At 65.4% G+C, this 12,044-nt stretch carries 14 protein-coding genes; 4 read left to right on the forward strand and 10 right to left on the reverse strand.

Annotation, left to right across the window (positions count from 1 at the left end):
* The 8 genes from CO675_RS31180 to CO675_RS31215 all read right to left on the reverse strand — a co-directional run bounded on the left by CO675_RS31180 (position 1) and on the right by CO675_RS31215 (position 8,045).
* Positions 1 to 888, reverse strand: a complete 888-nt coding sequence (locus CO675_RS31180) for a YicC/YloC family endoribonuclease (RefSeq protein ID WP_097675606.1) — start codon at positions 886 to 888, stop codon at positions 1 to 3.
* 214 nt (positions 889 to 1,102) lie between these two features.
* The gene (gene mltG, locus CO675_RS31185) at positions 1,103 to 2,362 is read right to left on the reverse strand and encodes an endolytic transglycosylase MltG (protein WP_097675607.1); all 1,260 of its coding nucleotides are present in this window, start codon (positions 2,360 to 2,362) and stop codon (positions 1,103 to 1,105) included.
* Positions 2,363 to 2,488: 126 nt separating this feature from the next.
* Entirely contained in the window at positions 2,489 to 3,754 is a 1,266-nt protein-coding gene (gene fabF, locus CO675_RS31190; protein ID WP_097675608.1) for a beta-ketoacyl-ACP synthase II, read from the reverse strand.
* 96 nt (positions 3,755 to 3,850) lie between these two features.
* Positions 3,851 to 4,090, reverse strand: a complete 240-nt coding sequence (locus CO675_RS31195; RefSeq protein ID WP_056294916.1) for an acyl carrier protein — start codon at positions 4,088 to 4,090, stop codon at positions 3,851 to 3,853.
* 289 nt (positions 4,091 to 4,379) lie between these two features.
* Positions 4,380 to 5,117 (reverse strand): 3-oxoacyl-[acyl-carrier-protein] reductase, encoded by a 738-nt coding sequence (gene fabG, locus CO675_RS31200; RefSeq protein WP_097675609.1) that lies wholly within the window; start codon positions 5,115 to 5,117, stop codon positions 4,380 to 4,382.
* A 21-nt stretch (positions 5,118 to 5,138) separates the two neighbouring features.
* Entirely contained in the window at positions 5,139 to 6,092 is a 954-nt protein-coding gene (fabD, locus tag CO675_RS31205) for an ACP S-malonyltransferase (protein ID WP_097675610.1), read from the reverse strand.
* Positions 6,093 to 6,312: 220 nt separating this feature from the next.
* Entirely contained in the window at positions 6,313 to 7,338 is a 1,026-nt protein-coding gene (locus CO675_RS31210) for a fatty acid desaturase family protein (RefSeq protein ID WP_097675611.1), read from the reverse strand.
* A complete protein-coding gene (locus CO675_RS31215) occupies positions 7,335 to 8,045 on the reverse strand; it encodes a TetR/AcrR family transcriptional regulator (protein WP_097675612.1) in 711 nt (236 codons plus the stop codon). The genes CO675_RS31210 and CO675_RS31215 overlap by 4 nt, the downstream gene beginning before the upstream one ends.
* 366 nt (positions 8,046 to 8,411) lie before the next feature.
* Here CO675_RS31215 and rpsF point away from each other — a divergent pair, with 366 nt between their 5' ends.
* The 4 genes from rpsF to rplI all read left to right on the forward strand — a co-directional run bounded on the left by rpsF (position 8,412) and on the right by rplI (position 10,872).
* On the forward strand, positions 8,412 to 8,876 hold the full coding sequence (gene rpsF / locus CO675_RS31220) for a 30S ribosomal protein S6 (RefSeq protein ID WP_097675613.1): 465 nt from the start codon (positions 8,412 to 8,414) through the stop codon (positions 8,874 to 8,876).
* Positions 8,877 to 8,882: 6 nt separating this feature from the next.
* Positions 8,883 to 9,122 (forward strand): 30S ribosomal protein S18, encoded by a 240-nt coding sequence (gene rpsR, locus CO675_RS31225; protein WP_016844287.1) that lies wholly within the window; start codon positions 8,883 to 8,885, stop codon positions 9,120 to 9,122.
* Between the two features lie 126 nt (positions 9,123 to 9,248).
* Positions 9,249 to 10,217: a hypothetical protein gene (locus CO675_RS31230; protein ID WP_097675614.1), complete on the forward strand. Its 969-nt coding sequence runs from the start codon at positions 9,249 to 9,251 to the stop codon at positions 10,215 to 10,217.
* A gap of 52 nt (positions 10,218 to 10,269) precedes the next feature.
* Positions 10,270 to 10,872, forward strand: a complete 603-nt coding sequence (gene rplI, locus CO675_RS31235) for a 50S ribosomal protein L9 (RefSeq protein WP_097675615.1) — start codon at positions 10,270 to 10,272, stop codon at positions 10,870 to 10,872.
* Positions 10,873 to 10,911: 39 nt separating this feature from the next.
* Here the strand turns inward: rplI and CO675_RS31240 are convergent, their stop codons facing one another.
* Entirely contained in the window at positions 10,912 to 11,373 is a 462-nt protein-coding gene (locus CO675_RS31240) for a PaaI family thioesterase (protein ID WP_097675616.1), read from the reverse strand.
* A 14-nt stretch (positions 11,374 to 11,387) separates the two neighbouring features.
* Positions 11,388 to 11,975, reverse strand: a complete 588-nt coding sequence (locus tag CO675_RS31245) for a TetR/AcrR family transcriptional regulator (RefSeq protein ID WP_097675617.1) — start codon at positions 11,973 to 11,975, stop codon at positions 11,388 to 11,390.
* Positions 11,976 to 12,044: the final 69 nt, after the last annotated feature.

Raw genomic sequence — 12,044 nt, forward strand, 5'->3', positions numbered from 1 at the left:
TCACTCCAGATTTTGGACCTGCTCGCGGAACTGCTCGACCACGTTCTTCATTTCAAGCCCGGTGTTGGTCAGCTCGACGTCGTTCGACTTCGAGCAGCATGTGTTGACCTCGCGATTGAACTCCTGGGCGAGGAAGTCGAGCCGCCGCCCGACCGGTCCGCCCTTGCCGATCATTTCGCGCGCCTGGCCGATGTGCGAGGCGATGCGGTCGAGCTCCTCGCGGATATCGGCCTTGGTGGCGATCAGGATCGCCTCCTGGCTCAGCCGGTCGGCATCGAAGCGATCGGAAGTCTCCAGCAATGCTGCGATCTGCTCGGCAAGCCGCGCCTTGATCGCCTCGGGCTTGCGGCCGGGCGCCGTCTCGGCGCGCTTCGCAAGCCGCTCGATCTCGTCCATCCGTTGCATCAGGATCTGGCCCAGCGCATCGCCCTCACGGCGGCGCATCTCGACGAGGCTGCCGAGCGCCTGCTCGAAGGCCTTCGCTGCCGCCTCGCGCGCCGCCTTGTCCTCGTCCTCATCGCTCGCAGGCTCAACCACCTCGATGACGCCCTTGATGCCGAGCAATCCGTCGATGCTCGGCGCCACCGCGTCGATCCGTTGCGCGAGCTCACCTGCGACCTTCACGACCGCGGCCAGCACGTCCTCATTGATCCGGATGGTCTGCGCCGCATCGGTGCGCTTGACGCTGAGATTGGCGTAGACCGTGCCGCGCGACAGCAACTCGCCGGCCCGCTTCTTGGCGAGGGCTTCCAGTTCGTCCCAACCCGGCGGCAGCCGCAACCGCAGGTCAAAGCCCTTGGCGTTGACCGACTTCAGCTCCCACTCGAACGTATAGGGACCGCTCGCGCCATGGCTTCGGGCAAAGCCGGTCATGCTCGATAGCGCCATCGCGTGAAACTCTCCAACAGAAGGATATGGGACTCACCCGGAGACGACGAGACTCCTGGGCAGCCGATGCAACTTTAGAACGGATTCCGTGAAAGTGGAATTACGTCCACCCTCGGGAAATGCAGAGCTACGGCATGGTCCGGAAAAGCGTGAAGCGGACTTCCGAAAGACCATGCTCGAACAAGAAGCTAAAGCGCGATGATCGCATCGCGCTTTAGCGCTGCACGACGGGCGGCGAAACGGTCTGCTGGGCCGCGCCCTGGCGACCGCTGCGCGGCGGCTTCTTCTGATTGGTGGGCTTCGGCGGCGTAGCCGCCGTGGGATTGGTGTCGGCCGCGCCGGGCGCCGCGGCGGCAGGCGCAGGATCATCGGCCGGCTCGACGGTGTCGTTCTGGATCTGCTTTTCCGACGCGCGCAGCTTGGCAACGTTCTTGGCGTGCTGATCGTAGGTTTCGGTAAAGGCGTGGCCGCCGGTTCCGTCTGCAACGAAGAACAGGTCGCGGGTGCGCGCCGGATTGGCGGTCGCCTCCAGCGAGGCGCGGCCGGGATTGGCGATCGGTCCCGGCGGCAGGCCGTCGATCACATAGGTGTTGTAGGGCGACGGCTGGGTGATCTCGCTGCGCTTGATCGGACGCCCCAGCGTTCCCTTGCCGCCCACCAGTCCGTAGATGATGGTCGGGTCGGACTGCAGCTTCATCCTCTGCCGCAGGCGGTTGACGAACACGGCGGCGACGCGGCTGCGCTCGTCGGCGCGGCCGGTTTCCTTCTCGACGATCGAGGCCAGCGTCACCAGCTGGTCCGGCGATTTCAACGGCGAATCGGTGTTGCGGCGTTCCCAGATCTCCGCGAGCACGCGCTTCTGCGCCTGCTGCAAGCGCTGGATCACCTGGTCGCGCGTGGTGCCGCGGGGGAATTTGTAGGTCTCCGGCAACAGCGTGCCCTCGCGCGGGATCTCGCGCACCGAGCCGGTGAAGATGTCGTTGTCGGAGAGCCGCGTCACGATCTGCTCCGAGGTCAGACCTTCCGGGATCGTGATGGCGTGCTGCACCACCTTGCCGTCGACGATGGTGGCGATGACGTCGCGCAGGCTGGCATTCTTCTGGAACGAATATTCGCCGGGCTTGAGGTCGGAGCTCGCCTTCAGCGCAAACACGCTGCCGATGAAGACCCACGGATTGACGTTGATCACGCCCTCGCGCGACAGCACGTCGGCGATGTCGCGCTTGCCGGCGCGCGCAGGGATGTTGACGATCTTGTCTTCCTGCAGCGGCCCCGGGGATTCCAGCGTCTGCTTGCCGTAGTAGTAGGTCGCGCCGGCCCCGATCATCAGGATGATCAGGATGGTGAAGATGGCATTGCCGACGATCACGAAGGGATTGCGGGCGCGATCCGAACGCTTGGGCGGCGGCGGAACCTGTTCGGGCTCCAGCGCCGCACGTGGACTCCTCGGTGAAATGGGCGGCCTCTCACTCATCGATGCAAACCAATATCCTGCCGGTTGAATCGTGGCCGGACAAACCCCTGCCCTGCCAATAGCATACGCCCGCTATTAGGAGTCACCGCGGAATACGGCAAAACGGTGGACTAGTTCTAAAGACTACTAATTGGTCACGCGCTGCACGATCACGGAGGCGTTTGTGCCGCCGAAACCGAAGGAATTGGACAGCGCCACATTCACGTCACGCTTGCGCGACGTATGCGGCACAAGATCGATTGCCGTCTGCACCGACGGATTGTCGAGATTGATGGTTGGCGGCACCACGTTATCGCGAATCGCCAGCACCGCGAAAATCGCCTCGATCGCACCGGCCGCACCAAGCAGATGTCCGGTCGCCGACTTGGTCGACGACATCGAAACCTTCGAAGCCGCATTGCCGAGCAGACGCTCGACCGCGCCGAGCTCGATCTCGTCGCCGACCAGCGTCGAGGTGCCGTGCGCATTGATGTAGTCGAGATCGGATGCAACGAGGCCGGCGCGCTTCAGCGCCATGCTCATGCTGCGAAAGCCGCCATTGCCGTCCGGCGGCGGCGAGGTGATGTGGAAGGCATCGCCCGACAGGCCGTAGCCGGTGACCTCGGCGTAGATCTTCGCGCCACGCTGTTTGGCGTGCTCGTACTCCTCGAGCACCAGGACGCCGGCGCCCTCACCCATCACGAAGCCGTCGCGGTCCTTGTCGTAGGGCCGCGACGCCTTTTCCGGCGTGTCGTTGAAGCCGGTGGACAGTGCGCGCGCCGCGCAGAAGCCAGCGATGCCGATGCGGGAGATCGGCGATTCGGCACCGCCCGCGAGCATCACCTCGGCGTCGCCGAGCGCGATCAGCCGCGCTGCGTCACCGACCGCGTGCGCGCCGGTCGAGCACGCCGTGACGACCGCATGATTGGGCCCTTTCAGGCCGTGCTCGATCGAAACGTAGCCGGACGCCAGATTGATCAGGCGGCCAGGAATGAAGAAGGGAGAAATCCGGCGCGGTCCGCGTTCCTTCAGCAGCACCGCGGTCTCGGCAATGCCGGTGAGGCCGCCGATACCGGAGCCGATCATCGTGCCGGTCGCGAACTGGTCCTCATCGGACTTCGGATGCCAGTCGGCATCGTCGAGCGCCTGCCTGGCCGCGCACATCGCATAGAGGATGAAGTCATCGACCTTGCGCTGGTCCTTCGGCTCCATCCACTGATCGGGATTGAAGGTGCCGCCCGAGCCATCGCCGCGCGGAATGTAGCAGGCGACCTGGCTCGGCAGGTCGGACACCTCGAACGTGTCGATCTTCTTGCCACCGCTATCGCCGGCGAGGATACGCGCCCAAGTTGCGTCAACGCCGCAGCCGAGCGGTGTAACCATGCCCAGCCCCGTGACGACAACCCGTCTCATTTCAACGTCTCCGGCCAGTAATGCGCGGCTGATAATAAGAAGCCGGGGGACCGCTTGATAACGGTCCGTCCGGCCCCGTCAACTTCGCGATCGGCGTCAGCTCTTCGCGTTCTTCTCGAGAAACTTGGTCGCGTCGCCCACGGTCAGAATCGTCTCCGCGGCGTCGTCGGGAATCTCACAACCGAATTCTTCTTCGAAAGCCATCACGAGCTCGACCGTGTCGAGGCTGTCGGCGCCGAGGTCATCGATGAAGCTCGCGCTATCGATCACCTTCTCGGGTTCGACACCAAGGTGCTCGACCACAATCTTCTTAACCCGCTCGCCAATCTCACTCATCGTTCAACCTCGTTGTTCCATTGGACCCGACCCCAAGACGATACGAGCCATCGTGGTCGTCTCGATTACTCAGTCGCGCATAGTCTTGATTCGGCCCGGTCGTAGCCGATTAAAGCCCCGGCGAACGGCAGGCGTCGCCACGCCAATATACAGGGTTTCAAAATCCTGCAATGGCGTTCTTTGCCCATCCATGGGGGGTTCAGCTATCATACTTCCAAAGCCTTGACTACACGCCTGAACCGGCTCCCGAAAACGGCTTTTCGCCGCATTGCGAGAGCCAGCAACCAGCTCAAATCATCGCCATCCCGCCGTTGACGTGAATCGTCTGCCCGGTGACGTAAGCGGCCTCGTTGGAGGCCAGATAGACGGCTGCCGCAGCGATATCCTCGGGCGTTCCGAGCCGCGCCGCAGGAACCTTCGCCAGGATGGTTTCGCGCTGCTTGTCGTTGAGCGCATCGGTCATCGGCGTCTTGATGAAGCCCGGCGCGATGCAGTTCGCGGTCACGCCGCGCTTGGCGTATTCGGCGCCCAGCGTCTTGATCAGGCCGATGATGCCGGCCTTCGACGCGGTGTAGTTGCCCTGCCCCGGATTGCCGGTGACGCCGACGATCGAGGTGATGGCGATGATGCGGCCGAAGCGCTTGCGCATCATCAATTTGGTCGCCGCGCGCGCCAGGCGGAATGTCGCGGTCAGGTTGACCGCAATCACCTCGTCCCAATCTTCGTCGCGCAGCTGCACGAACAGGTTGTCGCGGGTGATGCCGGCATTCGCGATCAGGATGTCGACCTGCCCCATCGCGGCTTCCGCCGCCGGCACCAGCGCCTCGACGTCATCCTTGCTGGAGAGATTGCACGGCAGCACGTGAACGCGCTCGCCGAGCTTGGCAGCGAAGCTGTCCAGCACCTCGCGCCGCGTGCCCGAAATCGCGACCGTCGCGCCCTGCGCATGCAGCGCCTGCGCGATCGCGCCGCCGATGCCGCCGGTTGCACCCGTCACGAGCGCCGTCTTGCCAGTCAGATCAAACATCGAATTCTCCTTCCGGCTGCTTTAGGCCGAAGCTGCCAGCGCATCCTTGGCTGCAGCGATATCGTTCGGGCCGCCCACGGATACGCCGACCGCGCCATCGGCGATGCGCTTGACGAGGCCGCTCAGCACCTTGCCGGCGCCGATCTCGAAGAACCGCGTCACGCCCAGGCCTGCCATATAGGCAACCGACTCGCGCCAGCGAACCGTCCCCGTGACCTGTTCGACCAGGCGGCGGCGGATCTCGTCGGGATCGGTAATGGCGGACGCCAGCACGTTGCAGACCAGCGGCGCCGCGGGCGCCTTGATGGTAACGCCGGCCAGCGCCTCGGCCATCGCGTCGGCCGCCGGCTGCATCAGCTTGCAGTGGAACGGCGCCGACACCGGCAGCAGCATGGCGCGTTTTGCCCCCTTGGTCTTCGCGATTTCGACCGCACGATCGACGGCGGCCTTGTCGCCGGAGACCACCACCTGGCCGCCGCCATTGTCGTTGGCGGCCTGGCAGACCTGGCCCTGTGCCGCCTCATTGGCGACCGCGACCGCGGCCTCGTAATCGAGCCCGAGCAGCGCCGCCATCGCACCGGCGCCGACCGGCACCGCCTTCTGCATGGCAAGCCCGCGGGTCCGCAGCAGCCGCGCGGTGTCGCTGACGGTCAGGCTGCCGGCCGCGGCCAGCGCCGAATACTCGCCGAGCGAGTGCCCGGCAACGAAGGCCGCGTTGCGGCCGACCGAGAAGCCGGCCTCGCTCTCGAGCACACGCAAGGTGGCGATCGACACCGCCATCAGGGCCGGCTGGGCATTTTCCGTCAGCTGCAATGTCTCGCCCGGACCATCCCAGATGATCGCGGTCAGTTTCTCGCCCAGCGCGGAATCGACCTCGTCGAACACGGCTTTCGCAACCGGAAAGGCGTCGGCCAGGGCCTTGCCCATGCCAACCGCCTGCGAGCCCTGCCCCGGAAATGTGAATGCTGCCGTCATCGGCGCTCCCTACCTTGTTGAGCGTGATCCCCGCGCAAGCGCCGCGCCTGCCGCAGGGGAAAACGGTATCCCGTCGCGCGAAACGCGCCACAGCGGGTCCAGACCAATTCCCTGCAACCAAATCTTGCAGCCGGCCTCGGACCGGGCCGTAAGACACTGATGGGGGGCGCGATGTCAAGCCGCGCGCGCGGAACCCTGGGGACGCCAGGGCCGTCCCGGCCTAGAATCCGCCGGCATTCTGGTCGGCGTTAACCTCGGCGCCGGCCCGCGCCCGGCGCGCGCTGTTGACCAATTGGCCCGGGCGGTCTTCCCGATTGGGCTTGGCGGTCGCCAGCCGCAGCACCGCGGCGTAGCCCGGCTGGACTTCCATCCGGTCGGCGTAGCGGCTCTCGCTCAGGATGCGGTGGACCCGCGGCAGGTTGTAACAAGGCACGTAGAACAGCAGATGATGCTCGAGGTGGTAGTTCACGTAGTACGGCGCGATGAACAGCCGCTCGAGGACGTTGGCCCGCGTGGTGCGGGTGTTGCGCAAGGGGTCGGCGCTGTCGGGCACGACGGCATGTTCGGCGATGTTGCGGATCCGCGTGATCACCATCATCCAGGTCAAGAGCGGCACCAGCCACAACAGCGGATAGGCCCACCACACGTCGGCAGCGGCGAGCCCTGCGAACAGCAACGCGTTGGTGACGCATTGCGGCCCGAGCTTCTGCCAGAAATTGGCGGCGCGCCGCGATAGTGGCCAGTCTTTCGGTCCGATCGCATTGAGCAGCTGCGCCTTGCGCTGCTGGTAGCCGGTCTGCCCGGTGATATCGCGGAGGAACTTCCGGCGGTAGCTCATCTTCGTGATCGGAAACGGCGCCGACAGCACGAGGTCCGGATCGTCCTCCTGCTGCGTCCTTGCATGATGCTGCAGATGATAGCGGCGATAGCCGCGGGTTTCCGCGAAGATCGGATAGGCGCAGAACCACTGGCTCAGCGTGAGATTGGTGTTCTCGTTCGCCGACAGACAGCCATGCGCACCGTCATGCATCAGGATGGCGAGCCCGAGCTGGCGCGAGCCGATGATCGCGACCGCAAGCAGATAGGTCAGCGGATTGGGCCACCATGCGACCAGCGCGATCGCGCCCAGGATCAGCGCCCAGGCGTGCACGATCAGGGCTGCGCCCTTCCACGTCGTGCGCTCCCGCACAGCCACCAGTTCGTCCTCGGTGAGGAAATCGCGGGCACGCATGCGTAGTGCGGTCATGAGCTGATCTCCCCGTCCGTTGAGGATGAAGTGTCGCGATCGCCGACCAGGCGCAGCCGCGATCCATCATTCGTCGATGGCGATGTCGCCTGCTCGCCGAGCGCGCGCAGCAATTCGCGGCACATCTCCTCGGCGCCACGCCCCATCGCAAAGCCCTCGACGATTACGCCGATCGCAATCGCCCAGAAGCGCCGCGAGCTCTCCTCGGGCGCGCGCAGCGAGCGCCAGCCGTGCCGCTCGACCTGGCCGGCATAGGCGCGCGCGCCTTCGCTGTGCAGGCGCTCGATGGTGCGCTCGACCAAGGGCGCGAGATCCTGCCGGCGCCGCGTCAAGGTCAGGGCCTCGGCGAAGAAGGCGACCGTATCGGTCGCGGTCACGGTCTCGGCCAAGGCACGGGTGTAATCGCGTGGCGTGTGGGCCTTCAGGGCGGCCTGCTCGGTCGCGCGCGCGAGGTAAAGCATGTCACGGCTGGCGGCTTCGACGAACAGCGCTTCCTTGGTGCGGAAGTAATAGGTGATCTGGCTCGGAAAGGCGTCCGCCGCCGCGGCAATGTCGGAGATCAACGTGCCCGAGAGCCCACGCTCCTTGAACAGGCGGCTGGCGGCATCGAGCAGCAACGAGCGCATCTTGCGCCCCGCCGACCGAGTCGCGCGGACGGCGTGCTTCGGATCGGGCGCAGGCATGCCGCTGGCGGTCTCCGAACCCATCGATCACCCTCCCGTGAGATATTTGTATGATATACAAACAAAGAAATCAACACGGAACTGCGCGAAGTTGCGCCGAACGGCCGGGACGGCTACGCCCCCCTCGCAAATCCGGGGGCCAAGACCCCTCTGCGGACCCTTGCCTTTGCAGCCAAAATCCGTATAAAGCGCGCCATTCGTGGGCTCCGGCCGGGAGCTGAACGGACGGTCTCAGCAAATTCACCCTTTCATTTTGATGTGGCGATTTTGATGTGGCAGGGCCAGTCGGCCCGTCGTCCCGTGCTCCCGCCTTCTGAGCAGCTCGAGTCCTTTCCGAAGGTCTCGAAGGGCTTGTCGCCGGAATCCACGCCAACACAGGAAAGGACAACCATGCCTCTTTATGAGCATGTTTTTCTCGCGCGTCAGGATGCGAGCACCCAGCAGGTGGATGAACTGACGGCCCAGATGACGGGTATCGTCGAACAGGGCGGCGGCAAGGTCACCAAGACCGAGAGCTGGGGCGTGCGCTCCCTCACCTACCGCATGAACAAGAACCGCAAGGCGCATTTCGTGCTGATGAACATCGACGCACCGTCGGCTGTCGTCACCGAGATCGAGCGCCAGGAGCGGATCAGCGAAGACGTCATCCGTTATCTCACCGTGCGCGTCGAAGAGCACGAGGAAGGCCCGTCCGCGATGATGCGCAAGGCCGACCGTGACCGCGAGCGCGATGACCGTGGCGGTGGCTTCCGCGGCGACCGCGAAGGCGGCTTCCGTGGCGACCGCGAGGGTGGTTTCCGTGGCGACCGTGGTCCGCGCCGTCCGCGCGACGAAGAAGCTGCGACCGAGGAGTAATGAATCATGGCTGATGCTGGTGCCCGCCGTCCGTTTTTCCGTCGTCGCAAGTCCTGCCCGTTCACGGGCGCGAATGCGCCGAAGATCGACTACAAGGATTCCAAGCTGCTGATGCGTTACGTCTCCGAGCGCGGCAAGATCGTGCCGAGCCGCATCACGGCCGTGTCCGCCAAGAAGCAGCGTGAGCTCGCCCGCGCCATCAAGCGCGCGCGCTTCCTCGGCCTGCTGCCCTACGTCATTCGCTAATCGTTTCCGGCCGGCGGCACGTGCCGCCGGCCGCTCATTCTCATAAGGCTTCCGGGTCGTCCGGTCGCCGATGGTTGGGGTTCTCGAAGCAGAACCCCTAACCGCTCAAAGGGGGCGGGACAGCTGATGATCGCGATCCTCATTGTTGCACTTGCCGCCGGCGCCGCGTCGGCGCTGATGTTCGCCTCGATCAGTTCGGGCGCGCTGATCTCGTTGCTGCTGTACTTTCTTGCGCCGCTGCCGCTGATGGTGTCGGCGCTCGCTTGGGGACCGCTCGCCGCGGCCATCGGCGGCATCGCTGCCGCTTCCGTTCTCGGAGCGATCTTCGGACTTCCTTACTGCATCGCGTTTGCCATGATGGTCGCCCTGCCCGGCTGGTGGCTCGGCCACCTCGCGCTGCTCGGACGGCCGATCGCAGGCGCAGCCGGTGACGGCGCCCCTCTGCAGCCGCCCGCGCTCGAATGGTATCCCGTCGGCCGCATCCTGCTCTGGATCGCAGCCTTCGCCGTCATCACCACGACCGCCGCGCTGCTCACACTCGGTTCGGATGCCGACACAGTCACCGGTGCTTTGCGGCGCGGCCTGCTTAGGGTGCTCAGCACCGGCGACGGCCTGCCCAGCGGTGAGATCGAACGATTGGTCGACATGCTGGTGATCCTCGCGCCCCTCGCCGCAACGATCCTCGCGATGGTCACGCTGACGCTGAGCTTGTGGCTCGCCGGCAAGATCGCACAAACCTCCGGGCGGCTGAACCGGCCGTGGCCGGACTTCCACACCACGGCGCTCCCCGCCATGACGCTGGTCGCGTTGCTGGTGGCGGTCGCCGTCAGCTTCGTCGGCGGCATGCTTGCACTGCTGGCGCAGATCGTCACCGCGGCGCTCGTCATCGCCTATGCGCTGGTCGGCTTCGCCGTGCTGCACACCCTGACGCTGTCGCTCACCAGTCGCGGCTTCTGGCTCGGCGGCATCTACGCCGTCGTCGTCATGTTCGGCTGGCCGATCATCGCAATCTTCGCGCTCGGCATTGCCGATGCCGTGTTCGGACTGCGCCAGCGCTATCTGCAAACCAGACCGCCGCCTTTGCCTGCGGCCTGACATTCGATCCAACCACTTAAACCCGATACTTAGCCTCTAAAGGAGAACGAAAATGGAAGTCATTCTGCTGGAACGCGTTGCCAAGCTTGGTCAGATGGGCGAAGTCGTGCGCGTCAAGGACGGGTTCGCCCGCAACTTCTTGCTGAAGCGCGGCAAGGCGCTGCGCGCCACCGAGGCGAACCGCGCCAAGTATGACGGCATGAAGGCCGAGCTCGAGGCCAACAACATCAAGGCCAAGGGCGAAGCCGCCGTTGTCGCCGAGAAGATCGATGGCCGCGACATCATCATCATCCGTCAGGCCTCCGAGTCCGGCCAGCTGTTCGGCTCGGTCACGGTGCGCGACATCGTCGCTGCGCTGGCCGCCGACGGCATCACGGTTGCCCGTCCGCAGGTCTGGCTCGACTCGCCGATCAAGGTGATCGGCCAGCAGAAGGTGACCATTGCCGTTCACCCCGAGGTCGAGACCAGCGTCACCGTGACGGTCGCCCGCTCCGCCGAAGAGGCCGAGCGGATCAAGCGCGGCGAGGACATCTCGACCCGCCAGGAAGACCAGGACGCTGCCGCCGAGGCGCTCGCCGCCGCCGGCGAATTCTTCGATCCGGAAGCGCAGCACGACGACGAGGCTGCGCCGGCTCCGGCTGCCGAAGAGAAGTAAGCGTCTCTTCATCGCTCCATCGACTGAAGCCCGGCCCCATCAGGCCGGGCTTTGGATTCGTGCCGCCGCCTGATCGTCGAGCATGGCGATCGACGCGAGCGCCGTCGCGGTATGCTTCTCCTTGCCGTCGATGATGCAGAACACGTCGGCCGCGACGACGGCGACCTGACGCCCGGGCTTGATCACGCGCGCCCGGCAGATCAGGCGATCACCTGACGCCGGCGACAGCAGGTTCAGCTTGTACTCGGCCGTCAGCGCCGGCTGGCCCCGCGACGTCGCCGCGGCAATCGTGGTGGCGTTGTCGACCAGGAACGCCGTCACCCCACCGTGAAACAGGCCGTGCTGCTGCAACAGCTCAGGCCGGCGGTCGACCGCGAGCGTGCACGCACCGCGCGACAGCTCGGCTACTTCAGCGCCGACAAGACCCATGAAGCCCTGACGGCCGACATTGTCGCGAATCCGCGTCGCGATCGGCGCAAAGTCCGGATCGGTCTCGTTCATGACGTCCCTCCCGCTCACTCCGGCGCACCCGGCGCCACCACCGCGCGGATCGCGCAGGCGATCAGCGTCTCGACCTGTTCGCGCGGGTCGCTCTGTTGGCGGCCCGACAGATAGGCGCGGCAAAAGATCTGCGCCGGCCCGATGATCTGGCTGAAGAACAGCACAGCGCTCATCGGCAGCAACTCGCCGCGCGCGAGCAGCGGCGCGCGCCAGCGCTCGATGCCGTCAGTGAGCCGCGAGTTCTCGGTGCGTTGCGCGCCGCGCACCTCCTCGGTCCATTCGCTGCGCGAAATCTCGAACAGGAAGCGCGCCTCGCGCCTGTTGGTCACGACCCAATCGAGGTGGGCGCGGATCAGCCGCGCAACGCCCTCGCCGGCGCCGTGCGTGTCGTTGACCGCGGTGATGATCGCGGCGTGATAGGCCTGCAGGATCTCCAGGAACAGGGTTCCGGCGAGCTCCTTCTTCGAGGTGAAAAAATGGAAGAAGCTGCCGTTGGACGCGCGGGCGCGGGAGCGGATCTCGGCCACCGTCGCCCCCTCGAATCCATCGCGGTCGAACACCGCCAATCCCGCCGCCAACAGATCTTCGCGCGCCGTACCCACCACCGGCTCCCTTCGTTGCTAGATCAACACTCTAGAGTTATGCTCTAGTGGCAGTCAAATGATAACGCC

This window comes from Bradyrhizobium sp. C9 (assembly GCF_002532045.1).
In the GTDB taxonomy this organism is placed as follows: domain Bacteria; phylum Pseudomonadota; class Alphaproteobacteria; order Rhizobiales; family Xanthobacteraceae; genus Bradyrhizobium.